Raw genomic sequence first — 25,946 nt, 5'->3', positions numbered from 1 at the left:
AAACATGCCGCGAGTGCGCGAGCTGGAGGTCTTCCGGTTGGTCCTGCCGTACGGCAGGCGACCGGAAACCCTGCTCGTCCGGCTCACCGACCACGGGGGGATGAGCGGATGGGGCGAGATCGTCTCGCCCGAGCCGAAGCTGTGGGGCGCCCTGGAGGAGGGGCTGGCCGCACAGCTCATCGGCGTCGACTGGGAGCACCCCGACCAGGTGCCGGGCGGGGGCAGCGCGGTCGACATGGCGCTGTGGGACCTGTGGACCAAGATGCGCGGCGTGCCCCTGTCCCACGCGCTCGGCGGGGGCGGCACCTCACTCATGGCGACGGTCAGGCTGGGGCTCGACCCGTCCACCGAGAGCCTCGTCGCCCGGGTCAACCAGCAGATCTGCGGCGGCTACGCGCACGTGACGCTGGACGTGCGACCCGGGTGGGACATCGAGCCCGTGCGTGCCGTACGGCAGACCTATCCCGCCCTGAGCCTCGCCGTCGACTGCGGCGGCGCGTACACCTCCTCCGAGCAGCTGGCCGCGCTCGACGAGTACGGCCTGGAGGTGATCGAGCGGCCGTTCCCCGTCGACGACCCCTACGCCCACGCCGACCTGCAGGACAGGGTGCGCGCCTCGGTCGCGGTCGAGCCGCGCTCGACCGCCGAGCTCGACGACTACCTGACGCTGCGCGCGGCGAAGGTGCTGCTGCTGAGGCCGGCGGCGCTGCGGTCGCTGAGCGACGCCCGCAGGGCGCACGACCGCGCCGCGGCCGCCGGGTGGGACATCCAGTGCGCCGGAGGCCAGGGTGCGGGGCTGGCGCGGGCCGCGGCGGTCGCGGTGGCCAGCCTGCCGGGATGCACGCTGCCGTGCGACGTGACCCAGCCGCCGCGCAACGCGCAGATCGTGACACCGGCGGTCGGGGCGTCGGGCGGGGTGGTGGCGGTGCCGCTGACCCAGCCGGGCCTCGGGCACTCGATCGACGAGGAACGCGTGCGGCGGCTGGCGAAGGACTCCTTCCGCGCCTGACGGCTACACGCGGACGATCATCTTGCCGGTGTTCTCGCCGCGCAGCATTCCCAGGAACGCCTCGGGCGCGTTCTCGAGGCCGTCGACGACCGTCTCCTGGTAGGAGATCCTGCCCTCGCGCAGCCACCCGCCGATCTCCGTCACCATGTCGGACATCCGGTTCATGTGGTCGCTCACGATGAATCCGCGCAGCGTCAGCCGCTTGCCGATCGCCAGGGCCAGGTTGCGCGGGGCGGCGGGCGGCTCGGTGGTGTTGTAGGCCGCGATCGCCCCGCACATGGCCACCCTGCCGAAGGTCCGCAGCGATCCGATGGCGGCCTCCAGGTGGTCCGCGCCCACGTTGTCGAAGTACACGTCGATCCCGTCCGGCGCGGCCGCCCTGAGCTGCTCGGCCACCGGTGCCTGCCGGTAGTCGAACGCCGCGTCGAACCCAATGTCGCGCAGGTAGGCGACCTTCTCGGCCGATCCGGCGCTGCCGATCACCCGGGAGGCACCCTTGAGCTTGGCGATCTGCCCGGCGATGCCGCCGACCGCCCCCGCCGCGCCCGAGACGAACACCGCCTCGCCCTCCTTGAAGGAGGCCACGTCGAGCAGCCCCACGTAGGCGGTCAGCGCCGTCATGCCGAGCACGGACAGGAACGCCGAGTTCGGCAGCCCCTCGACGGGTGCCACCTTCCTGGCGCGGGCGCCGTCGAGCACGGCCTCGTCGCGCCAGCCGAGCCCGTGCAGGACCAGGTCGCCGGGGGCGAAGCCGGGCGCGCGCGACTCGACGACCTCGCCGACCGCGCCGCCGTCGAGCGGCCGGCCGAGCTCGAACGGCGGGACGTACGACTCGACGTCGTTCATCCGCCCCCGCATGTAGGGGTCCACGGACATGAACTGGTTGCGGACCCTGATCTGGCCCTCCTCCAGCGCCTGGGCGGGAGCCTCTTCGAGCGCGAAGTTGCCGGTGGTCGGCCAGCCGGACGGCCGCGAGGCCAGGACGAACTGACGAGGCATGGTTGATCCCCCTAAATAGTTGAGATGCATCAACTATACTCAACGGCATGAGCGTGACACGGGAGGTCGTGGCCCTGATGGCCGAGGTGGCGGCCAGGTACAACGAGGCCTACGAGCAGGCGGCCGCCGACCGGCAGCTGACCGCGCTCCAGGCCAAGGCGCTGGTCCTGCTGTCACGCGAGCCGCTGCCCATGCGCCGCATGGCGGAGCTGTTCCGGTGCGACCCGTCCAACGTGACGGGCATCGTCGACCGGCTGGAGCGGCGCGGGCTGGCCGGACGGGTGGCGAGCCCGGCCGATCGCCGGGTGAAGAACGTCGCGCTGACCGAGGAGGGCAGGCGCGTGGTCGACGAGCTCAGCGGCACCCTCGGGTTCGCCGCCGAGCCGCTGGCCACGCTGACCGAGGCCGAGCGCGTCCAGCTGCGGGACCTGCTGCTGCGGACGCTCGGCCGCCACTCATGAGAAACGTCCACGTCTCTCATCACTAGGGCGCCGCGCAGCCGTCCGTGATGCCCTTGGGGGCGGCGACGTCGCGGGGCTTCGGCGTGGGCGTGCCGGACGGCCTGGCCGCGGGCGTGCCCGACGGCGTCCCCGATGGCGTGGCTGTGGGGGTGGCGGACTGGTCGGCCGTGGCGGCGCTGGGCCGGGGCCTGACCGAGTCGCGCAGCGCCTTGGCGGTCACCGCGCGGATCTTCACCCAGTCGGGGTAGCCGGTGTTGATCAGCGGCGGGACGAACTGCACGCTGGTCACCCTGGCGCTCTTCACCTTCAGCGCGAGCGGCACCAGGTGCTCCAGCACCGGACGGGGGATGTCGGTCCGCACCAGCTGCTTCGTCGCCGCGGCGATGCCGTTGAACCTCAGCAGCACCGTGGCCGGGTCGGCCTGGGTGAGCAGGGCGCCCATCACGCAGCGCTGCCTGCGCATCCGGGTGAAGTCGTCGCTGAAGGTGCGCGAGCGGGCGTACCACATGGCGTCGGCGCCCTTGAGCCGGCGCGTTCCCGCCTTGACCAGGCCCTCGTTGTACTTGCCGAAGACGACGTCCTGCTCGACGGTGAGCTCGATGCCGCCGATCGCGTCGATCAGCCGGGCGAAGCCCCACATGTTGACCAACGCGTACCAGTCGATCTTGAGGCCGAGGGTGTAGCCGATGGTCTCCTTCAGCACGTGCGGGCCCTGCCGCTTCTTGCCGCCGAAGATCTCCGGGTGCGCGTCGGCGTACTCCCAGACGCTGTTGAGCAGGTCACTGCGCCCGCCGTTCGCGTCGGGCGGCAGGCTGAACCCCTGGGGGAAGCGTTCGGCCATCGGGGTGCCGGGAGGGAAGCGGACGTCCTCCAGGTTGCGCGGCAGGCTGAACAGCACGGTGTTGCCCGACTTCACGTCGATGCTGGCCACGTGCATGCTGTCGGTCCGCACGCCGATCCTGTTGTCGTCGGCGTCGCCGCCGAGCAGCAGGACATTGACCCGTGTCCGGTCCGCCCACGGGTCCTTCGGCGCCTGCTCGGCCGCCTGCGGCTCGGTGGGGGTGTCGAAGACGCTGTTGAGCGTCTGCTGGTAGACCCACACGTACTGCGCCGCGAGCCCGAACGGCAGGACCATCCCGACGGCCAGCAGTCCCGCGAGCGTGCCGCTGAGGATCTGCCCCGTCTGGGGCAGCCTGCCGGGAGCCAGCACCAGGTAGGAGTGGAGGATCAGGGCGAACCAGCCCAGGCCCAGCGCCACGACGGCGATGATGACCACGGTCAGCAGCGAGTCGGAGGTCAGCGCGCCCGCCAGCGCGCCCACCAGGTCGCCGTCGGCCGTCAGCACCAGCCACAGCAGGCCGAGCAGCAGCACGGCGTAGCCGATCAGCAGGGCCAGCCCGGTCCTGCGCCGGCCCGCCCGCAGGTGGGCGGCCCCCGGGGCGATCGCTGAGAGCAGCGTCCAGCCCACGACAGCGCCCGAACCGGCAGGTTTCGTCCTGTGCCCCACGCGTTACCCGCTTCCCCGTGCGCTCCGTCCTAGGCCGACGGGAGCCTACGGACTTGTACGAAATATCTACCTATGCGGGGGTGAACATCCAGCAAACCCTGCAGACCAATATCATTCGGTCCATGCCCTGGCAGGCGGATTCGCCACCCTGATATTGAATCGCCCCGAACGCCGGAACGAGTTCACGAGGACCATGCGTAGGGAAATGATCGAAGCTTTTGACCGTTGCGATGCCGACGACCCGATGCGCGCCGCCCGGCCCGCTTCACCGTGAAGGCGAGCGAGGCGGATGTGCCGTTCTGGCCGGAAAATCCCTAGGGTGACTAGCGTGTACGAGACAACGGTCCTGAAGCTCCCCACCGACTTCGAGGGCGAGGTCGTGGCGACCCTCCTGGCCAGGACGGCCGGCTCGCGCCGCGCGGTCCTCTACCTCCATGGCTTCACCGACTACTTCTTCCAGGACCACCTGGCCGACTTCTACCTCGACCAGGGCTTCGACTTCTACGCCCTCGACCTGCGCAAGTACGGCAGGTCGCTGCTCCCGCACCAGACCAGGGGGCTGATCAGGAGCGTCACCGACTACTTCCCCGAGATCGACCAGGCGGTGCGGATCATCCGCGAGGGCCACGACCAGCTCGTCGTCAACGCCCACTCCACCGGCGGCCTGGTCGCCGCGCTGTGGGCCGACAGGGTGCGCGGCCGGGGCCTGTTCGACGCGCTGGTGCTCAACAGCCCGTTCTTCGACCTCAACGTGCCCTATCCGCTGCGGCTGGCCGCCGACCTGCTGAAGACGCCGCTGTCCTACACCACGCGGCCGCTGCCGCTCGGCCTCAGCACCGCCTACGGCAAGAGCATCCACCGCGACCACGGCGGCGAATGGGACTTCGACCTGCAGCTCAAACCCCTCGGCGGGTTCGACGTGCACGCCACGTGGCTCGCCGCGATCCGCAGGGCGCAGCGCCGCCTGCACGGGGGGCTCGCCGTCGACGTCCCCGTGCTGGTGATGGCCGCCTCGACCGGCCTGCGCGTGCGCGACTTCGTGCCCGAGGCGCGCTCGGCCGACGTGGTGCTCGACCCGCGGCAGATCGCCCGCTGGTCCACCTCGCTCGGCCCGCACGTCACCTGCGTACGCGTCCAGGACGGCATCCACGACCTCGTGCTGTCGGCCGAGCCCGTGCGCAAGCAGGTCTTCGACCAGATCGAGCGATGGCAGCGCGCCTACCTCTGAACCACCGGAACAGGCCCGGCGCGACGGGAGGCCCCGGCCACCGGGGACAGCGCGCTCACCAGGCGAGCGCCGGCCACCGGAGAGGCCTCACTCACCAGGGGAAGGCGAACAGGCCGTAGTAGGCGGCGGCCACCAGCAGCAGGCCCGTGCCGCCGAGCACGCCCGCGATGGCCACGTGCTGCCACCTGCTCGGCCGCATGCCCTCGCGCAGGCCCGACACCACCGCCGCCACGGCCGTCACCTCCTGCAGCAGCATGAGGACGGCCAGCACCCGCACGACCAGCCAACCGGCGAGCACGGCGGGCCACGCGCCCGCCTGATTGATCGAGAACATCACCAGCAGCGTGATGAAGGCCAGCACCGCGGCCAGCAGACCGACGCCCGTCCAGGCCATCCGGCGCAGCCGGCGCCGGATCGGCGGCCACAGCCTGGCGTTGGTCTCCTCCAGCGTGGTGTGGCGGCCGCGCAGCCGTACGAACATCACCGCGACGGGACCGGCGACGTAGCCGACGGCCGCCAGGCAGATCGTCAGCCCGAGCATCGCCCCGCCGGCGTACCAGGGCGCGGCGGGCACGTCGCTGGCCGCGAAACGCTGCACCGGGGTGGCGCCCGCCAGGCGCAGCGGGGGCTCGGCGGTGCGGGGCAGGCCGAGGATCCAGTTGCCGAGCGTGTCGAGGTAGCCGGGGGTGAACGGGCCGCCGCTGATGCGCATCGCGTGGTCCGCCCTGGCCAGGTAGCGGATCGTGTACCTGGCGTTGCCGGCCTTCGCCAAGCCCTTGATCAGCGCCTCGGTGCTCTCCACGAACGGGATGGACGGGTCGGCCGTGCCGTACAGGGCCAGGACCGGTTGGCTGATCCGCTCCAGCGCCGGCGTCGCGTCGTAGCGCAGGAAGTCGAAGCCCACCCCGCCCATCGCCCTGGTCAGCAGGTCGCGCGCGCCGATCGGGGCGTGCAGGCGCAGCAACTGCTCGTTCAGCGCCCACGCGACCTGGCGCAGCGGCGAGACGTTCGGCGAGGAGACCAGCACGACGAAGCCCACGTCGGTGCTCTTGGCCGCGGCGATCGGCACCACCCAGCCGCCCTCGCTGACGCCCCACACGCCGGTGCGCAGCGGATCGACGTCGGGCCTGGCGCGCAGGTGCGCCACCATGCGCAGCACGTCGTCGGCGAGCAGGCCGAAGTCCCTGCTGCGGAAGTTGTAGCCGACCTCGCGCTTGTCGTAGGCGAGCGTCACCACGCCCGCCCTGGCGAGGAACTCGGCCTGGGGCGTGAACTCCTCCCTCGACCCGTTGCCCGAACCCGACACGAACACCATCGCCGGATGCCTGCCCGGCGCCAGCGGCGCCCTGATCGTGCCGTGCAGCCACTGGCCCTCGGCGGGGATGGAGAAGCGCTCGGTGCGGAACGTGCCGGTGGCCGCCACGGGCCGCCGCTCGGCCGCCGGCTGCGGCGGCAGCGACTGGAAGACCGGGTCGGCGGCCAGGGGCGGGGGGTCGAAGGCAGGGGGTAGCGCGTAGCCGACCGTGGCGAGGGCCATCAGCACCAAGCCGACCGCCACGCTCAATGTGCCTCGGCCGTTGCGCATCGGCCTCTCCATGTGAGTTGGTCTGCCCGCTGATCTTTCAGCCTACTCCCGGGGGGTGGAGTGATGCTCTGGATGTCGTTGAGACTGCTTTTGTCGGTGGGAACTGTTAGCTTCCTGCGACATGCGCCTCCTGCACACCTCCGACTGGCACCTCGGCAGGTCCTTCCACCGCGAGAGCCTCATCGAGGCGCAGGCGGCGTTCGTCGACCACCTGGTCGAGACCGTGCGCGCGGAGAAGGTCGACGTCGTCGCGGTCTCCGGCGACGTCTACGACCGGGCGCTGCCGCCCGTCGACGCCGTGGCGCTCTGCAACGAGGCGCTGCGCCGGCTCGTCGCGGCGGGCGCCCGAGTCGTCATGATCAGCGGCAACCACGACTCGGCCCGCCGTCTCGGCTTCGGCGCCGATCTCATCGACGCGGCGGGCGTCCACCTGCGTACCGACCCCGCGCGCGCGTGGCAGCCCGTGGTCGTCGGCGACGTCGCCCTCTACGGCATCCCCTACCTGGAGCCCGAGCTGGTGCGCGGCCCGTGGCAGCTGGCCGAGCGCAGCCACACCGCGGCCCTGTCCCACGCGATGGGGCTGATCAGGGCCGACGCCGTACGGCACCGCCACTCCGTGGTGCTCGCCCACGCCTTCGTGGCCGGCGGCACGGCCAGCGACAGCGAGCGCGACATCAGCGTCGGTGGCGTCGCCCACGTGCCGCTCGCCGCCTTCGACGGGGTCGACTATGTCGCGCTCGGCCACCTGCACGGCCGCCAGCGGATGGCCGACCACGTCCGCTACTCCGGCTCGCCGCTGGCCTACTCCTTCTCCGAGACCGACCACGTGAAGGGCTCGTGGCTGGTGACGGTCGGCTCACCCGGCGCCGACTTCGTGCCCGCGCCCGTGCCCCGCCCCGTCGGCAGGCTGCGCGGCACGCTCGACGACCTGCTGGCCGACCCCGCGCTCGCCGCGCGCGAGGGCCACTGGCTCCACGTCACCCTGACCGACGCGGTGCGCCCCAGGTCGGCGATGGACCGGCTGCGCGCCCGTTTCCCGCACACGCTCGCCCTAGCCTTCGACCCGCAGGGCGCCGCCCCCGCCCGCCGCCCCGTACGGCTGGCCGGGCGCCCGGAGGTCGAGGTGGCACTCGACTTCGTGCGCGAGGTCAGAGGCGAGCCCGCCGACCCCCTGGAGGAGCGGCTGCTGCGCGAGGCCGTCGAGGCGTCGAGGATCAAGGAGGTCATGGTCTAGATGCGGCCGCACCGGCTGACCCTCACCGCTTTCGGGTCCTTCCCCGGCACCGAGACGGTCGACTTCGACACCCTGTCGGAGGCGGGGCTGTTCCTCGTCCACGGGCCCACGGGCGCGGGCAAGACCACGCTGCTCGACGCGCTCTGCTTCGCCCTCTACGGCGTGGTGCCGGGGCAGCGCAACAGCGCGCGCAGCCTGCGCTGTGACCACGCGCCGCCGTCGGTGGGGCCTTCGGTGACGCTCGAGGTGACGCTGCGGGGGCGGCTGCTGCGCATCCAGCGCTCGCCCGCCTGGACGCGACCCAAGCTGCGCGGCACCGGCGTCACCGAGGAGAAGGCGAAGGTCATCGTCTCCGAGCACGTCCGCGAGGAGGGCTGGCAGGGGCTGACCACCCGCGCCGACGAGGCGGGCGACCTGGTGGGCGGGCTGCTCGGGATGAACGCCGACCAGTTCTGCCAGGTCGCGATGCTGCCGCAGGGCGACTTCGCGCGCTTCCTGCGGGCCGACGGGGAGGAACGGCGGCGGCTGCTGGAGCGGCTGTTCACGGTGAAGGTGTTCACCGCGGCGGAGACGTGGCTGGCCGAACGGCGCAAGCAGACCTGGCGGGAGTCGCAGGAGGGGCGGCAGGAGGTCGAATACGCGGTCAAGCGACTGGAGGAGGCGGCGGGCGACGTCCTCGAGGCCGCCTCGTCCCGACCCGACGGCCTTACCTGCGCTGCGGACGGCGACGGCCTGGTCTCCGCTCCTGGCACGGGCACGGGCGGCGACGGTTCGGTCTCCGCTCCTGGGGTCGTCGGCGCCGGTGGTGACGGTTCCGGCTCCGCGCCTGGCGCCATGGGGCGGGTCGTTGACGGCAGGGGTTCCGTTCCTGGCGGCGTGGGTCCCGGTGGCGAAGGGCTCGACCCTGGCTCGCATGTTCCCGCTCCCCGAGCCGCCCGCGGCGCCGCGGTGCGCGCCGTGTCGCCGGGCGCCGTGCCCGCTCCCCGTAGCGGCGCCGACGACCCTCCGACGGCGGAGAGCGACCCGCTGGCGTGGTCCGGCCTGTTGCGCGCGGCGGCCGCGGCGGTGGTGAACCGTGCCACCCAGGCGTGCGAGGCAGGGGAGGCGGCCCTGCGGGAGCACCGCGAGAGGTTCGAGCGGGCGAGCGCGCTGGCCGACCGGCAGCGCCGTCACGCCGAGGCGCTGGCCCAGCGCCGGACGCTCGACGAACGCGCGGAGGAGCGCTCCGACCTGCTCACGGTCCTCGACGAGGCGGCACGCGCCGACCGCGTGCTGCCGCTGATCAACGCCGCCCGCCAGCGCGCCGCCGCCGCGAGCAAGGCTCGGCACCTCGCCACCGACGCGATAGCCCGCGCCACCCCCTTCCTCGACACCCGGGCGCACCTCGCCCCCACGACCCCACCCCCGGGCAGCCGCCCAGCCGTTGATCCGCTCACCTCTTCCGGCGCGCTTCATGGGACAGGCCGGGAAGCGTTCGACGATGGTGGGCGACCCGGCGGCCCACACCTGGACGAACCTGGAGCCGACGCGCACAGGCCCGGCCGTTCCCCAGGCCGACCGGACGCCTACGCGCTCGGGGACGTGGGATTCCCTGGTCGGCCTGGAGCCGGCTCGCCCGGATTCGCGGTTGCTCCGGGCGTGCTGGCAGAGCTCGAGCGGGAACGGCTGGGCGAGATCACCAGGGTCTCCGAACTGCTCGCCGACGAGAGCAGGCTCGTCCAGCTCCGGCACGAGCTGCGCGCCGGCGAGCAGGAGATCGTGGCGCTGTCCACCAAGGAGCGCGCAGCCGCCGCCCGCCTGGAAGAACTCCCTGGCCTGGTGAAGGCGGCCGATGACGCCGCGGCCAAGGCCAGGCTCGACGCGGCGATGATCCCCGGCGCAGAGGCCGCCAGGTCCGGCGCCGTCACACGCCTCGAGGCGATCGAACGCCGCGACTACCTGCTGGCCGACGTCGCCGCCGCCCGGACGGCCCTGGCCGCCCGCCTCCGCGACCCGGCCCTCGCGTATGCGCTCACCGACCTGCTGACCCACTTGACGGGCCCAGCCGAAGCCGGCCCGGGCGATCTGCCTCTGGCTGACCCGGAGGCGGGCCGGATCGGCCCCGGTAGGACCGGTGGGGCCGGTGGCGAGGCGGCGACCCGGCCGGTCATCGACGAGTTGGTGGCCTGGCTGACGGATCCGGCCGGAGCCGAGCACGACATCCGCCGGCGGGATCTCGCGCTCGGCGATGCGCTCGCGAACCTGGCGGACCACCTGGCCGACTCCGGCGACACCAGCGTGGCCGCGGCAGCGACGGGTCTTTCCCGGCAGGAAGCGCCGTGGCGGAGCGTCACGGCGTGGGGGCGGCCGGCCGAACGCGCGATGCGCGACCAGGTCGCCGCTCTCGAAGGGTTGCGCGCCGACGAGGCCAGGCTCGCCGATCTCGACGAACGGCTCGCCGTACTGACCGGAGAGCTTGGCACGCTCGCCGAACGTGAAGCCGCGGGCCGGGCCGCCGTGGACGAGCTTCCCGCCGCGCTTCACGACATGGCGGCGCGGCTGGCCGAGGCGCGTGCCGCCGCCGGCCGACTGCCGTCGGCGGCGGCCGTCCGGGATACGGCGGCGTCCCGGCTCGCGGCGGCCGGGCGGCGGCAGGAGCTGGAAGGCGACCTGGAGGCCGCACGCGCCGCCCACGGCATGGCGGTCGAGCTCGCACAGGACCTCCGCGACCGGTTGCAGGAGGTACGGCAGGCCCGCATCGACGGGATGGCGGCCGAACTGGCGGCCGAGCTGGCCGACGGGCACCCGTGCGCGGTGTGTGGTTCGGCCGAGCACCCCGCGCCCGCCGCCCCCGCCGGGATCGCCTATGCCGCAGATGACGAGATCGAGGCGCAGGCCGCCTATGACGCCGCGCTCGCCGAGCGGCAGGCGTCCGACGGGCTGCTGTCCTCGCTCATCTCGCGGCTGGACGAACTGGCCGAGGCCCCCGCCCCCGAGGAGGCGGAGGCGGAACTGGCCGCCGCTGAGGGCGAGATGGCGGTGCTGGCGGCGCTGGCCGGGGAGGAGTCCGCGTGCGAGCGCGCCGTGCTGGCGCTGGAGTCGGAGCTGGACCAGGCTCGTGACCAGCTCCACGAGACGGAGCGGCGGCTGACGGAGGCGCGGGCGGAGGTGTCGGCGCTGACGGGGGAGCGGGAGCGCATCCACGCTCGCCTGGAAGCAGCGCGGGGCGCCGACGCTGGTCTGGGAGCGCGCAGGCGGCGGCTCGGCGACGAGATCCGCCTGCTGACCGAGCTGACCAGAACCGCCGAACGGGTGGAGGAGATCACCGCCCGGCTCGACGACGCCCTCGACACCCTCGCCCGGCTCCTTGCCCCGGTCTCGGTCCCCGCCGCGGCTTCGGTCGATTCCAGGGCGGATGACAGCGGATGCAACGGCTCCGGCACCGGACACCCCGGCACCGGACACCCCGGCGCCGAGCACTCCGGCACCGAGCACCCCGGCGCAGGGCACTTCGGCGCCGAGCACTCCGGCGCAGTGCATCCCGGCTCTGGGCACTTCGGCGCCGAGCACTCCGGCGCAGGGCACTCCGGCACCGAGCACCCCGGCGCAGGGCATCCTGGCTCTGGGCATTACGGCACCGAGCACTCCGGCACGGGGCATTCCGGCGCTGGGCACTCCGGTGGCATCACGGGCGGTGGCGTCGCGGGTAATCCGCCCTCTTCCGTCGCCGCCGGAGCAGCCCTGTCCTCGCCTGACTGGTCGAGGCCCGATGGTGGTGACGGGGCGGTTGAGCGGCAGCCCGAGGTCCCGGCCCGCCAGGCGGATCCGCGGACCTGGGCGGCCCGGGTCACCAGAGCGTGGGCCGCCGCCGAGCTCGACGCGGCCGACCGGGAGATGGCCAGGCTGAGGTCGGCCGCCGCCGCGCATCCCAGGCTGGCCTCCAGGGCGGCCGAGCTGGCCGCCGAACACGCCGGCACCGCCGACACCTTCCGCGAGCTCGGCCTGCGGCTGGCCGCCTGCCGTACCAGGTGCGAGGAGCTCGAAGCCGAGACCGTACGGCTGGCGTCCCGCATCGACGCCGCCAGGGGCGCCGACCCGACGCTCACCGCCAGGCTCGAACGGCTGCGGGAGGAGGCGCAGCTCCTGCGCGAGGCCCACGAGGCCACGCAGGCCGCCGAAGCCGCCGCGGTCGAGCACCGCAAGGCCGTCGAGGCGGCGAAGCAGGCGGCCGTGGCCGCGGGGTTCGCGGACGTGGAGGACGTGCTGCCTGCCGTACGCACCTCTGAAGAGAGGGAGCGGAAGGCCAAACGGCTCCGCGAGCTCGACGCCGCGCACGCGGCGGTGACGCGCGCGCTGGCCGACCCCGAGCTGCTGGCCGCCGCGGCGGAGCCGGTGCCTGACCTGGCGGCGATGGCGACCGCGAGGGAGGAGGCCGAACGGGCGCACACCGCGCTCGCCTCGGCGCGTGACCGGGCGGAGCGGCGCGTGCGCAGGCTGGCCGAGCTGCACGAAGAGCTGGTCGCCTGCCTCGACCGCTGGCAGCCCGCGGCCGACCGGCATCGGCTGGCCGAACGGCTGGCGGCGCTGGCCAACGGCACCTCGGGCGACAACCAGTGGAGTATGAGCCTGTCGTCATACGTGCTGGGCGAGCGGCTCAGGCAGGTCGTCGACGCCGCCAACGAGCGCCTCGACCACATGTCGGACGGCCGCTACCAGCTCCAGCACGACCTGCGCAAGACGGCGGGCGCGCGTGGACGGGCGGGCGGCGGGCTCGGGTTGCGGGTGCTCGACGCGTGGACGGGCGTCGACCGCGACCCGGCGACGCTGTCGGGAGGGGAGAGCTTCATCACCTCGCTGGCGCTGGCGCTGGGCCTGGCCGACGTGGTGAGCGCGGAGGCGGGCGGCGCGGAGATCGGGATGCTGTTCGTGGACGAGGGGTTCGGCACGCTCGACGAGGACACGCTCGACGGGGTGCTCGACATCCTCGACGGGTTGCGCGACGGCGGGAGGGCGGTCGGCATCGTCAGCCACGTGGGGGAGCTGCGCACCAGGATTCCGGCGCAGCTCAAGGTCACCAAGGCGCGGGCGGGATCGACGCTGTCGGTCACGGCTCCCTAGTCAAGGCACGGGCCCGGATCGACACTGTCGGTCACGGTCCCCTGGCCGAGGCGCGGGCCCGGATCGACGCTGTCGGTCACGGTGGCTTGGCGCCGGTGTGGCCCGGCCGTGCGGCCGTGTCCCAGAGGCCGCCGCACCCGGACACGACCGCGGCGATCCCGGCGTTGACGGTGGAGGCGCGGCTGCCCGGTGCCCTCGCCTGACAGGATGGGCGCATGGTGAGCATCGGGCAGGTGGTTCTCGGCGTCACGGAGATGCCACGGGCGGTACGGTTCTGGACACAGGCGTTGCACTACATCCCGAGGGCTGGAGCGGTCACGGACCGATGGACGATCCTCGATCCGGTGAACGGCCTGGGCGTCCCCGTCGCGCTGGGGCTCAGCTCGTCGCCGGTGGAGCCGGTCCCCCGTATCCACCTGGACCTGTTCGCGGAGACGACGCAGGAGCAGCAGCAGGAGATCGAGCGGCTCGTCGCGCTGGGCGCCGAGCGGGTGCAATGGGACCACTACCCGGACGACGCGGACTTCGTCGTGCTCGCCGACCCGGAGGGCAACAGGTTCTGCGTCATCGACCTGAGCCACGGATGAGCACGCCGCCACTGGGCCGACCCGAGCCGCGGGCGGGCATGCCGTCGAACGGATCCGACCCGCAGCCGGGCACGCCGTCGAACGGATCCGAGCCGCAGGCGGGCATGCTGTCGAACGGGCCCGAGCCGCGGGTGGGCAGGCCGCCGCCGACCAGGACCCGCCTCGCCGCCGCCAGCCTCGTCGGCACCGCGATCGAGTTCTACGACTTCTACATCTACGGCACGGCCGCCGCCCTGGTACTCAACACCGCCTTCTTCCCCGAACTGGACGAACTTGCCGGCACCTTGGCGGCCTTGTCCACCTTCGCCGTGGCGTTCGTGGCACGCCCGCTCGGCTCGGCGATCTTCGGGCATTGGGGCGACCGCATCGGCCGCATGTCCATGCTGGTCGTGTCGCTGCTGCTCATGGGACTGTCGACGGTCGCGATCGGCCTGCTGCCCGGGTACGCGGCCATCGGGGTGGCCGCGCCGGTGCTGCTGGTGCTGCTGCGCTTCACCCAGGGCATCGGCCTGGGCGGCGAGTGGGGCGGCGCCGCGCTGCTGGCCACCGAACACGCGCCGCCGGGCAAGCGCGGCCACTACGCGATGTTCCCGCAGCTCGGACCGCCGGTCGGCTTCATCGCCGCCAACGGGCTCTTCCTCGTCCTCGGCGGTGTGCTGACCGACGAGCAGTTCCTCGGATGGGGCTGGCGGCTGCCGTTCGTGGCGAGTCTGGTGTTGGTGGCGGTCGGCCTCTACGTCCGGGTGAAGATCTCCGAGACGCCGGTCTTCCAGGTGGCGATGGACCAGCGGAGGCTCGCCAGGGTGCCGCTCGCCGGCCTGCTGCGCCACCAGTGGCGCAGGGTACTTCTCGGCGCGGGCACGATGGTGATCACATACACCCTCTTCTACACGGCCACCACGTACGGCCTGGCATACGGCACCGCGACACTGAAGATCCCGCGGACCACGATGCTGGCCCTCACGATGGTCGGCGTGGTGTTCATGGGGATCGGCACGGCCGTCTCCGCGTCGGCCTCCGACCGCATCGGCCGCCGCCGTACGCTCGGCTACGGCACCGCCGCCGCGATCGGGTGGGGGCTGGTGATGTTCCCGCTGATGCAGACGGCCTCCGTGCCGTTGGTCGGGCTGGCGCTCGCGGGCGCGCTGACGCTGATGGGGTTGATCTTCGGGCCGATGGGCGCCTACCTGCCCGAGCTGTTCCGCACCGAGTACCGGTACAGCGGCGCGTCGGTGGCCTACAGCCTGGGCGGTGTCCTCGGCGGCGCGATCCCGCCGTTGGCCGCCACCCAGATGCAGGTCAGCGGGCTGCCGGTGTTCTACGTCGGCGTCTACGTCTCCGCGATGGCCGTTCTGAGCCTGCTGTGCCTGCTCGCCCTGCCGGAGACCGGCACACGGCGGCTCGCCGGAGAATAGCGGTCCGGGGCTGGAGAAACACCCCTCAAAGGGACGGCGGCGCGATGCTCGGGACGACCGGGGAACGGGGAGACGCGACAACGGCCCTGCCACGGCGCGACAAGGCCGTCCGGGGAGCGCGACAAAGCCGGCCAGGCCATGGCACGACAAGGCCGCATGGTGGGGGCGAATCAAGCCATGGCTCAACAAGGTCGCATGGTGGACGTGAGTCACAGCCGGCCAGGGAACAGGAGCGGCAGCTCGCGCGGATGAGCGGCGATCAGCCGGATCTCGTCGTCGGTCAGCGGCCTGCCGGTCATCGCGTTGCACGCTGGACCAGTTCGAACGTCAGCTCCTCCTCCTTCACCTCCACCGCCAGACCGTCCATGACGTGCCGGGAGCCGGCCTTGCCGCCGTACTCACCGGTCAGCACGACCCACGCCCACCGCGCGTGCCAGTCCTCGGGGAACCCTCGGCCGGCGGCACCGCCGTACCGTCACCCGCCCGGTCAGTAGCCGCGGGTGCGGCGGGCGGCGGGACGCGTCCTGCGGGCGATGCCGCGCCCGCGGAACGCGCGCAGGATCTCCGCGCCCAGAATCACTCCCGCGCCGATGCCGACCGCGAGCGACAGTGCCTCGACCAGGTGAAGCAGGCCCGACAGCACGTTGTCGAGGCTCAGCTCCAGCATCCCCCGGTACAGCGCGCTGCCCGGCAGCAGCGGGCCGATCGACGGGATCACCACCACCGCCGACGGCACCCGCACCAGCCGCCCGTACACGCCGCCGAGCAGTCCGACCACCGCTGCCGCGACCGTCGTCGCACCCAGGGCGGGCACGCCGTTGGCGGCCAGCGACACGAACGTCAGCCAGATCAGCCCGCCGCCCAGCGCACCCGGCAGCAGATGGCGGGGCGGCACCAGCAGCGCCACCGCGAACGTCAGGCTCAGCGCCAGCGCGCCGCCCACCTGGGCAGGCGCCAGCGACAGCGGCGCGGACGGCACGCTTTCCACCGTGATCGGCACGCCCAGCCTGACCGCCGCCGTCAGCGTCGTGCTGATGCCGGCGATGACCGCCGCCACGATGAACACCACCTCGCTCAGCCGCGCGGTCGCCGTGACGTACTCGCCCGCGATGCCGTCCTGCACGCAGGCCACCAGCGGCCTGCCGGGCAGCAGCGCGACCACGGCGCCGACCACTGCGGCTCCCGCCTCGACCGGGACGCGCTGCCAGATCAGCAGGACCGGCACCATCGAGCCGAACATCGCGGCCACCGCCGTCTGGAAGAACTCCGCCACGCCCCTGCGCGCCAGCGCCGCGGCCGCCCTGTCGCCGAGCACCGTCGCCACGAACGCCGCCGCCGCCACCGTCGGTCCGCCGCCGATCAGCACCGCCGCAGACGCCGCGATCAACGCCGACGACGTCACCACCGCCCACTCGGGATAGACGCGCACCCGCCTGGTGATCTCCCTCAGCCGTTCCTCGGTCTCGGCCAGCGACAGCTCCCTCGAAGCCACCTCGCCGACGAGGTGATGCACGGCGATCAGCCGGTCGTAGTCGGGCTGACGCCTGCGCACCCGCCGCTCGGCCGTCGCGGGCGGCCTGCCGTCGGACGGGACGTGCGACAGGGTGATCGCGGACAGGTTCACGTCCGCCTCGACCTGGCGCATGCCGTACCTCTCGAGGATCCTGCGCATGGCGCCCGCGACGTTCTCGGTCGCCTCGCCGCTGCCCAGCAACAGCTCGCCGACCCGCAACGCCAGCGCCATGGCACGATGCCCCTCGGCATCGGAAGCGGAATGTGTCATCGCCTGGCGTCATACCCGCAGCCCAGGCCTTGGATCAACCGGCACCCGCCGCTTTCCGCCCGAGGCCCGGCCCCGGCCTCGGCATGAAGGCGACGTGGGCGGGCCTCGGCGCGCAGGTTACGTGGGTGGGGCTCGGCGCGCGGTGAGTGGCCTCCGTCAGGTCGTGGGCTCCAGGGCGCGGGGGCGGCTCACGTAGGCGGCCAGCGCACGTACCCGTTCCGCGTGCTCGTCGTGACCCACGATCACCGGCGGCTCGTTGTACGGCATCGCGTCGGAGCTCCGCCGCAGCTTGATGTACTGCCCGCACGCGTCGATCGCGTACGGCTCCATGTCGTCCTGGAGCGCGCCGATCACCGTGATCCCGTACGTCTCGCCGATCCGGCGGAACAGCGCCACCGCCTCCCTGCGGTGCTCCTTGCCCAGGTTGCGGCCCAGTTCGTCGAGCACCAGGCACAGGTGACCGCCGCCCGAGGACGCGATGGCCGCCGCGCACACCAGCTTGACGGCCTTCTCGTCCATCAGCGCCGTGTTCGCCCTGCGGTTGTACGGCACGAAGCCCTGCCCCTCGCCGCGCCGCCACTTGGGGGTGACCCGCCACTGCCAGCGCTGTTCGGGGTCGGCGGGCGCGGGCGGCACCGGGAACTCCAGGGTCGCGCCGTAACCGCCGTAGGAGGTGTCGAGCTTCTCGAACTCCTCGGCCACCCGGCCCAGCCGCGCCTTGATCGCCGCCGTCAGCGCCGCCCTGTGCACCGCCGTCGACTGCGCGGCCTCCTCGGCGCCCTTGTCCGCCGCCGCGAGGTCTCGCTGCCGGGTCACCACCTGCGACTCGATCTGGCGGCGCTGGTGCTTCTCGTACTCCTCCTGCCCGCGCAGGTAGGAGGCCAGCGACCCGCACACCGCCGCGAACGTGGCCTGCTCCCTGCTGGCCCTGCCCGTGCGCTCGCTCATGAGGAAGCGCAGCTCCTCGGGCACCTCCTCCTCGTCGTCGCCCGGGAAGGTGTCGCGGAAGGCCTGGTCGAGATGGCGTTCGGCGATCCGCCACCACTCCTCCGCGGTGCGCGGACGCTCCTCCTCCTGCAGCGCCGCGATCCAGGCGCGGGCCTCGTCGAGCGCGCCGCCCCACTCCCGGCCCAGCTCGTCGAGCCGCAACCCCTCGCGCTCGGCGGTGAGCTTGGCCGCCGCGTCGCGCGCCTGGGCGCGCTCCGCCTCGTGCCGGCCCCTGCGGCCCTCCAGCCGCTCGATCTCCATGTCGCGGGTACGCGCCCGGAAGTCGAGCGCGGACGCCTGCTGCTCGGCCACCGCCACCGCGGGCGTCAGCTCCTGGAGCGTCTCGGTCAGCTCGGCCAGCTGGGCCCTGCGCTCGGACAGCCGCTGTTCGATCTCGCCGAGCCGCACACCCGCCTGGGCGCCGTCGAGCCGCTGCTGCGCCTCGGCCACCCGTTCCTCGCCCGCCTTGACGGCCTGCGCCGCCTCTTCCTGGGTGTCCTTGGCACGGTTGAGCCGCTGCTCGGCCGCCTTGATGCGGGCCTCCCTGCCCGTGGCGACCCCGTCGAACGCGCCGACCACGCTGACGCCCGCCGAGCTGACCAGCACCGAGCCCGGCAGGTCGCGCAGCGCCTCGGCGGCCACGCCGAGCTGGGCGGCGTCGACGATCACCGCGTGCTCGGTGGGCCAGCCCCGCAGGCCCGTGTGGTCGCGGGCCTGCTCGGCCACGTCGAGGGCGTCGAGCAGGCCGGTCGCGCCGACCCCCGCCGCCGCGAGCGCGGTGAGCTGCGCGGCGGCCGGCCCGCCCTCCGCGTCGTCGAGCGCCGCCTGCGCCGAGGCGACCTCACGGTCGGCCACGCCCAGCGCCTTGAGCGCCTCGTTCAGCCGTCCGCGCGCCTCGGCCAGCTCCCGCTCGGCCGCCGGCACGTCACGCCCGTCGGCCAGGCGGCGCCGCTCCTCCAGCGAGGGGATCATGCCGCGCAGCTCGTCGGCGGAGTTCTCGGCCACCGCCCGGTCGGCTTCCAGCTTGGCGGCCCTGGCCTGCAGCACCGCCAGCTCCTTGCGCGCCTCGGCCACCCTGCGGTCGAGCGTGTCGTCCTTCAGCGTGGCGATCTCGGCCTTGACCGTCGCGATCGCCTCGGTCGCCGTCTCCCCGGCGACCTCCAGGGTCTCGAGCTGGGCGGCGAACGCCTCGTCCCGGTCGGCGGCGTCGGCCAGCCTGCGCGCCTGCCGTCCCCGCCAGCACCGCAACGCCTCGGCGAGCCGCACCCTGGCCTGGTCGCGCCGGTCGAACGCGGCCAGCAGCGCGCTCGACTCCGTCTCGAACTCCGCCAGCCGTTCGACGGCCTGCGCCGCCTTGACCCGCTTGGCGTGCTCGTCGCGGCGGGCCTCCCGCTCCTGCTCCAGCTCGGCGTCGAGGCCGGTCAGCGCGGCGATCGCCTCGAACACCCGCTCGGGGGAGATCTCGTTGAGCGGCTGGGACAGCAGGTTGGTGGCCACCTTGCTGCGCACCGAGGTGGACAGGAACGACACGCAGCGCACGCGGTCGCCGTACAGGACCTTGGTGAGGTCCCGGGCGACCACGTCGCGGCGGCCCGCCGACCTCGGCAGCGCCGACCACACCTCGTCCGCCCTGGCCACCCGCTCGGCCTCCGAGCTCGCGGCGGCCAGGTGGATGCCGTCGCGCCAGCGGATCTCCAGGTGCGGCGCCTCCTGGTTGACCCGCAGCCAGACGGTGATCGGGCCGTTGGCGGTGTCGGGCGCGGGGAAGAGCCCCTCCCCGTCGTCGTCCGGGCCACCCAGCTCGGCCTGGAGGCCGTCCGGCAGCGCGCCGCCGCCCTTGCCGGAGTCCGTACCCGGCACGCCGCCGCCCTTGCCGGAACCCGCGCCAAGCGCGCCGCCGCTCCGCCCGGCGCCCGCGCCCGCTGTGCCGGGCGCGCCGTCACTCCGCGCGGAGGGCGCGCCGTCAATTCGCGCGGAGGGCGCGCCCACGGCGGGTGCGCCGCCGCCCTGTCCGACGCCCGCGCTCACCGCCTCCGACACGCCCTGGGGGGCCGTCTCGGAGGCGCCCGCGCCCGGGAGCGCCGTCCGGGCGGACGGCCCGAAGACGCCGACGATGTAGCCGTGGTCGGCGCTGGCCCACTGCCGTCCTCCGGCCCCGCTGGCCAGCTCGGCGTTGAACAGCAGCTCCGACACCGCCTTCGCCCCGGACGCGAACCGCCACTGCTCGTCACCGAGCAGCGCCGTGATCGACGCGATGAACGACGACTTTCCCGCGCCGTTGGAGTCCTTCGGCCCGGCGCCCGCCACGACGATCAGCGTGCCGGGCACGGTCGGCACCGGATGGGTGGACAGCCGCGAGATGTTGACCGCCTGGACGGCGATCAGCACCCTGTCCCCGACGACGTTCTCCACCAGTGCCACTTACTCGTCCCCCGTCTTCCGCTGTGCTCGAACGGCCGCCGCGAGCGGCGTGTGCGGCCCCGCGGCGAGAATCAGCTCCTCCTGCAGGCGCCGCCGCGCCGCCTGCGTGAGCCGGTGGAACTGCGGGCCCGGCACGTAACCGCCCGCCTCCTCACCGGCCTTGACCTGCGACAGCAACCCGGCATGCCGCAGGGTCCGCAGCGCCGCCTCCAGCTCGCCGATGGGCAGCTGGGTGTGGCGGCGCAGTTCCTCGACGGGCGTGGCGTGCGGTGACAGCCAGGTGTCCTCGGGCAGCAGACCCTCCGCCCGCGGGATCGCCACCGAGTGCACCAGCACCAGCGTCAGAACGGCCCGCTCGCTCTCGCCGAGCGTGCTGCCCGCCCGCGCGGCCACGCCGGCGTCGTAGCCGGAGATCCACCGCTCCCGCAGCTGGATCAGCGTGCGCCCGCGCCTGGCCAGCATCTCGCCGAGGGTACGGCGGAGCGCAGGGTCTCGCAGCGCGGCGAAGCGTGCCTCCTGGACGGGCTCGGCGGCGAACTCGACCGCCATGAACGCGGCCACCAGTTCGGCCCTGCGCCGCTCGTCGAAGGCGTCGAGCAGGTCGTCGAACTCGGCCCGCGCCGCCTCCACCCGGCCACCCAGCAACTCCTGCGCAGGGTCGTCGACGATGTCCGCACGGTCGTCCACATGGTCGGTGCCCGGTCGCGCGGCGGCGCTGTCGTCGCGGGTGGAGCGGCGCGATGTGTCGGCGCCCCCGTGAGGGGAGCCGGGCGGCGCTTCGCCGCTCTCGCGGGCGCGGCCCGCCGGTGCGGTGGCGTCGCCCCCGACGGCGGAGGCGAGCGGCATGCCCTCAACCTGCGCGGGGGCGGCCTGCGGGCCGGTCACGCCGTCCCCGGGGGTGGGCCCGTGCGACGTGGCGACGTCGGAAGGCCCGTGCTGTGTGGCGGCGTCGGACGGTTCGGGCGGTGTGGTGGCGCCGGACGGCCCGTGCGACGTGGTGGCGCCGGACGGCCCGTGCGACGTGGCGACGTCGGACGGCCCGTGCGACGTGGTGGCGTCGGACGGTTCGGGTGGTGTGGCGACGTTGGACGGGCGGTCGCTCGCCGGCGGCGCGGTCGGGTCGTCCATGCCGGGCTCCGCCGGGTCTTTCCGGCCGGTCATGACCGAGGCCGCCGCGGCCACCAGGTCGGCGTCGCGTACCACGGTCAGCGCCGTCCGGTCAGCCTCGGGCAGCCGCCTGACCAGCTCCTTCAACTGCCCGTAGGACTCCACGGGCCAGGTCGCGCACCGCGGCCCGAGCCGGACGAACCCGTCGGCCATCACCACCCACGACGAGTCGTGCAGCCGCCGCAATGCGCCCACCGCCCAGTTGCGCATCAGGTCGTCGGTCCGCCCGATCAGCGCCCGGTACGTGTCGAGCACCAGCTCGACCGGCGCGGTCGCCCCCGGCCACGGGTCGCCGGACAGGTCCACCCAGCAGCATTTCAGGCACGCCGCCAGCACCCGCCTGGTCTCGCCCGACCGCTCGACGGGAATCGGGGCGACCTGGTGCTCCTCCAGCAGCGAAGGCGTCACGCCGTCGGGCCAGACGGGGACGGCCAGGTCGGCCAGCCGTACCATGCCCGCCGGTGTCGCCTCTCCGGAGCCCAGCCGCAGCGGACCCTCCGCCCTGGCACGGGCGTGGGCGAGGGAATCCGTCATGAGGTGCGCTCCAGGAAGCCGTGCGACAGCCACGCGGGCTCGTGGGCGGGGTCGGCCGTCAACTCGTCGGACCAGGTGAGCCGGTAGGGCAGCTCCGGGCGCAGGTCGATGCTGGTCAGGTCGGCCAGCAGGCGCCGTGCGGCGGCCCAGTCGGAGCCCAGCAGCCCGGTCAGCGCCACCCGGTCGGCGCCGCCGAGCACCGACTCGGCCACCGCCGCCAGGCGCTCGACCGCCGCCCCCGGCGACTGGTCGAGGGAGTCGGCGGGCCCAGGGTCGGGCAGGTCGGAGCGCGGGGGAGTGGGCTGGGCGGGCGCGGGCCGCGGGCTCTCGTCGACCGCGCGCGCGATCGCCGCCGGATCGTGCCACGGCGCGGGGGCGTCGAAGACGAACCCGTCGAGGACGGCCGCGAGCCGCTCCTTCGAGGCCGTCTGCGCGAAGGTGCGCCAGGTCTCCGACGGCAGCAGCGTCAGGTTGCGGGTGGTGCCCGCCGAGTCGGCCAGTCGGCCGGCGGCGCGGCGCGAGGCGTCGCTGTAGGCGTAGATGGCCGCCCGCAGGTCGGTGCACACCTTGTCGAGCTCGGGCCAGCGGGTGAGGATCGTGCCGTGCAGGTTCTGCGCGCGGCGGGCGATCTCCTCGGTGCCCCACAGCTTGGGCGCCTGCTCGCGCAGCTCCTCGATCGTGCCGGTGGTGAGCGTGATCAGCTCGAGCGCCCACAGGCGGAAGGCCCGCGCCAGGTTGGCGGCGCTCTGCCTGGCCTGCTCCATCGTGGTGCGCGGGTCGGCGACGTTGAGGTCTTCGAGGGCCAGCAGGCGGTGCATCTCCGACTGGCCGCCGTCGTCCATCATCCGCCTGATGAACATCAGCCCGACCACGCTGGTGAAGGAGGCGCGGTAGCGCAGCTGGTTGGGCTTGGGGAACACCTCGCGGATCGCGCCGAGCCCCTTGAGCACCCGCAGCCGGTTGTCGAACTGGTCGGCCGGGTAGGCGCGGCAGGCGAACCGCATCTGCTCGTGGGTCAGCCACTCCTCACCCGCCTCGGCGAACGCGGCGAAGAGCGTCTCGGCGATGTCGACCATCGCGGGATCGTCGACCACCGCACCGCTGTCGCGGGCCAGGGCCGCGAACATCCTGCGGTAGGTGGACAGCACCGCCTCCTCCGAGAGGGCGGCGTCGAGGGTCAGGGGCGGTTCGGGCACGCGCTCTAAGGTAGAGGTTCCCGCCGACACTTCGCGCGCGGACGCGTCGTGGCGGCAGGCGGTCCGGCGGCCGGGCACGCCGCGGAGAGGGAAGGGTCCTCAGGCCCGCGCAGGCCCGAGGAGCCCGAAGACCCTCCCGCGACAGACCCCGCCGCGACAGGTCCGGCCGCGGCAGGTCCCGCGACAGACCGTCCCGTGACAGGTCCCGCCACGGCAGGTCCCGCAGTCATGGACTCTGCCGCCGTCACGGACCTTGACGTCACGGACGCCGCCGTCACGGACGCCGCCGTCACGGACCCTGACGGCACGGGCCGCGCCGCGACCTCCGCGAACCGGTGTCACGTGCAGCGCTTGCCGTCCGCGGGCGGGCGGCCGTCGACGAGGTAGGCGTCGACAGCGTCGTTGACGCACGCGCTGCCGTCCTTGCCGTAGGCGCCGTGGCCGTCGCCGTCGTAGGTGAGCAGCACTCCCGAGGACAGCTGCCCGGCCAGCCCCCGCGCCCACCGGTACGGCGTGGCCGGATCCCTGACCACGCCCACCACCAGGATCGGCGCCGCCCCCCGCGCGGCGATCGCATGCGGTTTCCCGACCGCCTTGACCGGCCAGTACGCGCACTGCAGACCGGACCACGCCTTCTGCTCCCCGAAGATGGGCGCCACCTTCCTGATCGCCGGCAGCACCGCCTCCACCTGCGCGGTCGTCGCCAGGCCGGGCGGGCCGTCCAGGCAGAAGTTCGCCGTGGAGGCCTCCACGAGGTTGTTCTCGCCGGCCTCCCCGGACCCGCCCAGGTCGAGCAGAGCCGTGCCGTCGCCGCCGAGGGCGTCCGCGAAGGCGGCCCGCATCACGGGCCAGGACTTCTTGCTGTACAGGGCCATGCCGATGATGGCGACGGCCGTCCGCCTGTCGAGCCGGTCCGCGCCGGCTCCCGGCAGCGGGGTGCGGTCGAGTCGGTCGAGCAGCGCGACCAGGTTCCGCTTGGCCGCCTTCGGCTCGGTGCCGAACGGGCAGTCGGCGCGTCCGGCGCAGTCGGTGACGAAGGAGTCCAGGGCCAGCTCGTGTCCCATCGCCTGGGTGAGGGGCGCGCCGGAGGGCCACGCACGAGGGTCGACGGCACTGTCCAGGACCAGCCGGCCGGTCCTGGACGGGAACAGGTCGGCGTAGACGGCACCGAGCAGGGTGCCGTAGGAGTAGCCCAGATAGTGCAGCCTGGTGTCGCCGAGCACGCCGCGCAGGATGTCCATGTCCCTGGCGACCTCGACGGTGGAGACGTGGCCCAGGAGCCTGCCGGAACCCGCCCGGCACCTGGCCGCGAACTCCTTGAAGGCCGTCACGTAGTCGCTCGCCGTGGGCTCGGCGGCGACCCGCGGGTTGCGCACGACCGGTGTGGCCATCGTGCCCGCCGTCTGCGCGGGGCAGCTGATCGCCGCGCTTGCGCCGACGCCGCGCGGGTCGAAGCCGACGACGTCGAACCGGGCGCGCAGCCGATCGGTGAGGACCGAGCCGGACTCCTGCGCGAAGGCCAGCCCGGAGGCGCCGGGACCGCCCGGGTTGAGCAGCAGCGAGCCGATCCGCCGGTGCTGGTCGGCGGCCCGCCTGCGGTTGACGGCCACGGTGATGGTGTCCCCGCCGGGATCGGCGTAGTCGAGCGGCACCCTGATGCGGCCGCACTCGAAGCCGTCCTCGCACGCCTTCCAGGAGATCCGCTGCTCGTAGAACGGGCGCAACGCCCCGGCGTCGGCGGGGACGGACGGCGGTCTGGCGTCGGTCTGCCCGCCGGCGGCGCAACCGGCGGCGAGCAGACCCAGCAGCACGCCCCCTGCACCGAGCAGGCGCAGGACGCGAGGGCCCAGCGGCACGCCTCCTGCACCGAGCAGGCGCAGGACGCGAGGGCCCGGCGGCACGCCCCCGGTGACGGGCAGGCGCAGGACGCGCGGGCGCGAGGTCGCCGAGGGTGCCCTCGTCATGCGTCCCGCCGGTGCGTCAGGTGGATCGCGAGGACGAACATCGCGGCGGCCCACGCGCAGCACAACCCGAACCGCAGCCACGGAAGCTCGGCGGTCATGTTGACGATCGCCGATCCGGCGGGGAACGGCAGGAACTGGACCGCCGTCTCGCCGACGATCGGGGCCAGGCTGACGAACGCCGGCAGCAGGTAGGCCAGGCCGATGCCGGCGAGCACGCCGACCGCGGCATGGCGCACGATCGCGCCGACGGCCATCCCGAACAGGGCCAGCACGGCCAGGTAGGCGGCGTACCCGAACAGCGCCCGCAGCATCTCGGGTTCCAGGCCGCCGAGCGTCTCGCCCGTGGCGTACTGGATCGCGAACGAGGCCCACACCGCGACCTGGGAAGCCACCGCGACCACGGCGGTGAGCACCAGCGCCTTGGCCAGCAGGAGCCGTCCCCACCGGGGGACGCTCATCAGCGAGACGCGGATGGTTCCCGTGCGGTACTCGCTGGTGGCCATAAGGACGCCCAGCACCAGGATCACCAGTTCGGCGAACCCCATCCCCAGCTGGACCATGCTCACCGTCTCGCCCATGGTGACCGTCTCGGGGCCGTGCGGCGAGAGGGCGCCGGCCACGGCGACGATGACGCTGGTGCCGACGGCGAGCAGCGCGAAGACCGCGAGACACCAGCGGAAGGACCGGACGGAGCGGAACTTGGTCCACTCGGCCCGGACGATGGTGCGGAACCGGGGCTTCACCGGCGCCGGGAGTGTCAGTGTCTTCATGT

At 73.6% G+C, this 25,946-nt stretch carries 16 protein-coding genes; 7 read left to right on the top strand and 9 right to left on the bottom strand.

The annotated features are described in order from the left end of the window. Positions 1 to 4 precede the first annotated feature (4 nt). Positions 5 to 1,009 carry an enolase C-terminal domain-like protein gene (locus ACWEVS_RS10240; RefSeq protein ID WP_452550952.1) on the top strand — a complete coding sequence of 335 codons (1,005 nt, stop codon included), beginning with the start codon at positions 5 to 7 and terminating at the stop codon, positions 1,007 to 1,009. Positions 1,010 to 1,012: 3 nt separating this feature from the next. On the opposite strand, the gene ACWEVS_RS10235 is transcribed toward ACWEVS_RS10240, so the two are convergent. After that, positions 1,013 to 2,008 (bottom strand): NADP-dependent oxidoreductase, encoded by a 996-nt coding sequence (locus ACWEVS_RS10235; RefSeq protein WP_452413970.1) that lies wholly within the window; start codon positions 2,006 to 2,008, stop codon positions 1,013 to 1,015. 47 nt (positions 2,009 to 2,055) lie between these two features. Between ACWEVS_RS10235 and ACWEVS_RS10230 the strand changes: the two genes are divergently transcribed. After that, a complete protein-coding gene (locus tag ACWEVS_RS10230) occupies positions 2,056 to 2,469 on the top strand; it encodes a MarR family winged helix-turn-helix transcriptional regulator (RefSeq protein WP_449927257.1) in 414 nt (137 codons plus the stop codon). Positions 2,470 to 2,491: 22 nt separating this feature from the next. Here ACWEVS_RS10230 and ACWEVS_RS10225 read toward each other — a convergent pair whose 3' ends face one another. After that, the gene (locus tag ACWEVS_RS10225; RefSeq protein WP_452550950.1) at positions 2,492 to 3,976 is read right to left on the bottom strand and encodes an LCP family protein; all 1,485 of its coding nucleotides are present in this window, start codon (positions 3,974 to 3,976) and stop codon (positions 2,492 to 2,494) included. A gap of 328 nt (positions 3,977 to 4,304) precedes the next feature. On the opposite strand from ACWEVS_RS10225, the gene ACWEVS_RS10220 reads away from it, so the two are divergent. Further along, complete coding sequence (locus ACWEVS_RS10220; protein WP_354907376.1) at positions 4,305 to 5,204, top strand: alpha/beta hydrolase; 900 nt, start codon at positions 4,305 to 4,307, stop codon at positions 5,202 to 5,204. 91 nt (positions 5,205 to 5,295) lie between these two features. Here the strand turns inward: ACWEVS_RS10220 and ACWEVS_RS10215 are convergent, their stop codons facing one another. Beyond that, positions 5,296 to 6,789: an alpha/beta hydrolase family protein gene (locus tag ACWEVS_RS10215; protein WP_452550948.1), complete on the bottom strand. Its 1,494-nt coding sequence runs from the start codon at positions 6,787 to 6,789 to the stop codon at positions 5,296 to 5,298. 121 nt (positions 6,790 to 6,910) lie between these two features. On the opposite strand from ACWEVS_RS10215, the gene ACWEVS_RS10210 reads away from it, so the two are divergent. The 4 genes from ACWEVS_RS10210 (at position 6,911) to ACWEVS_RS10195 (ending at position 15,122) form a co-directional block, all read left to right on the top strand. Beyond that, positions 6,911 to 8,023, top strand: a complete 1,113-nt coding sequence (locus tag ACWEVS_RS10210) for an exonuclease SbcCD subunit D (RefSeq protein ID WP_452550946.1) — start codon at positions 6,911 to 6,913, stop codon at positions 8,021 to 8,023. Further along, the gene (locus ACWEVS_RS10205) at positions 8,024 to 13,120 is read left to right on the top strand and encodes an AAA family ATPase (protein WP_452550944.1); all 5,097 of its coding nucleotides are present in this window, start codon (positions 8,024 to 8,026) and stop codon (positions 13,118 to 13,120) included. Positions 13,121 to 13,335: 215 nt separating this feature from the next. Further along, entirely contained in the window at positions 13,336 to 13,707 is a 372-nt protein-coding gene (locus tag ACWEVS_RS10200; protein WP_354907372.1) for a VOC family protein, read from the top strand. Next, positions 13,704 to 15,122 (top strand): MFS transporter, encoded by a 1,419-nt coding sequence (locus ACWEVS_RS10195; protein WP_452550943.1) that lies wholly within the window; start codon positions 13,704 to 13,706, stop codon positions 15,120 to 15,122. The genes ACWEVS_RS10200 and ACWEVS_RS10195 overlap by 4 nt, the downstream gene beginning before the upstream one ends. A 487-nt stretch (positions 15,123 to 15,609) precedes the next feature. On the opposite strand, the gene ACWEVS_RS10190 is transcribed toward ACWEVS_RS10195, so the two are convergent. From ACWEVS_RS10190 to ACWEVS_RS10165, 6 genes are all read right to left on the bottom strand, one after another. Beyond that, entirely contained in the window at positions 15,610 to 16,905 is a 1,296-nt protein-coding gene (locus tag ACWEVS_RS10190; RefSeq protein ID WP_449927283.1) for a threonine/serine ThrE exporter family protein, read from the bottom strand. 156 nt (positions 16,906 to 17,061) lie between these two features. Then, positions 17,062 to 20,313: a chromosome partitioning protein ParA gene (locus tag ACWEVS_RS10185; RefSeq protein WP_452550941.1), complete on the bottom strand. Its 3,252-nt coding sequence runs from the start codon at positions 20,311 to 20,313 to the stop codon at positions 17,062 to 17,064. Then, positions 20,314 to 22,014 (bottom strand): hypothetical protein, encoded by a 1,701-nt coding sequence (locus ACWEVS_RS10180; protein WP_452550939.1) that lies wholly within the window; start codon positions 22,012 to 22,014, stop codon positions 20,314 to 20,316. Continuing rightward, complete coding sequence (locus ACWEVS_RS10175) at positions 22,011 to 23,210, bottom strand: hypothetical protein (protein WP_449927291.1); 1,200 nt, start codon at positions 23,208 to 23,210, stop codon at positions 22,011 to 22,013. Before ACWEVS_RS10175 ends, ACWEVS_RS10180 begins: the two co-directional genes overlap by 4 nt. 338 nt (positions 23,211 to 23,548) lie before the next feature. After that, positions 23,549 to 25,174, bottom strand: a complete 1,626-nt coding sequence (locus ACWEVS_RS10170) for an alpha/beta hydrolase (protein WP_452550937.1) — start codon at positions 25,172 to 25,174, stop codon at positions 23,549 to 23,551. Beyond that, positions 25,171 to 25,944 carry an ABC transporter permease gene (locus ACWEVS_RS10165; protein WP_452550935.1) on the bottom strand — a complete coding sequence of 258 codons (774 nt, stop codon included), beginning with the start codon at positions 25,942 to 25,944 and terminating at the stop codon, positions 25,171 to 25,173. Before ACWEVS_RS10165 ends, ACWEVS_RS10170 begins: the two co-directional genes overlap by 4 nt. Positions 25,945 to 25,946: the final 2 nt, after the last annotated feature.

The organism is Nonomuraea sp. NPDC003754, from assembly GCF_053605785.1.
This window is presented reverse-complemented; position numbering and strand designations above follow the sequence as displayed.

Bases quoted from the DNA above. Each gene is read 5' to 3' on its own strand.
- ACWEVS_RS10240 (WP_452550952.1), top strand. From the start codon at position 5: ATGCCGCGAGTGCGCGAGCTGGAGGTCTTCCGGTTGGTCCTGCCGTAC.
- ACWEVS_RS10235 (WP_452413970.1), bottom strand. From the start codon at position 2,008: ATGCCTCGTCAGTTCGTCCTGGCCTCGCGGCCGTCCGGCTGGCCGACC.
- ACWEVS_RS10230 (WP_449927257.1), top strand. From the start codon at position 2,056: ATGAGCGTGACACGGGAGGTCGTGGCCCTGATGGCCGAGGTGGCGGCC.
- ACWEVS_RS10215 (WP_452550948.1), bottom strand. From the start codon at position 6,789: ATGCGCAACGGCCGAGGCACATTGAGCGTGGCGGTCGGCTTGGTGCTG.
- ACWEVS_RS10210 (WP_452550946.1), top strand. From the start codon at position 6,911: ATGCGCCTCCTGCACACCTCCGACTGGCACCTCGGCAGGTCCTTCCAC.
- ACWEVS_RS10205 (WP_452550944.1), top strand. From the start codon at position 8,024: ATGCGGCCGCACCGGCTGACCCTCACCGCTTTCGGGTCCTTCCCCGGC.
- ACWEVS_RS10200 (WP_354907372.1), top strand. From the start codon at position 13,336: ATGGTGAGCATCGGGCAGGTGGTTCTCGGCGTCACGGAGATGCCACGG.
- ACWEVS_RS10195 (WP_452550943.1), top strand. From the start codon at position 13,704: ATGAGCACGCCGCCACTGGGCCGACCCGAGCCGCGGGCGGGCATGCCG.
- ACWEVS_RS10190 (WP_449927283.1), bottom strand. From the start codon at position 16,905: ATGACACATTCCGCTTCCGATGCCGAGGGGCATCGTGCCATGGCGCTG.
- ACWEVS_RS10180 (WP_452550939.1), bottom strand. From the start codon at position 22,014: ATGACGGATTCCCTCGCCCACGCCCGTGCCAGGGCGGAGGGTCCGCTG.
- ACWEVS_RS10170 (WP_452550937.1), bottom strand. From the start codon at position 25,174: ATGACGAGGGCACCCTCGGCGACCTCGCGCCCGCGCGTCCTGCGCCTG.
- ACWEVS_RS10165 (WP_452550935.1), bottom strand. From the start codon at position 25,944: ATGAAGACACTGACACTCCCGGCGCCGGTGAAGCCCCGGTTCCGCACC.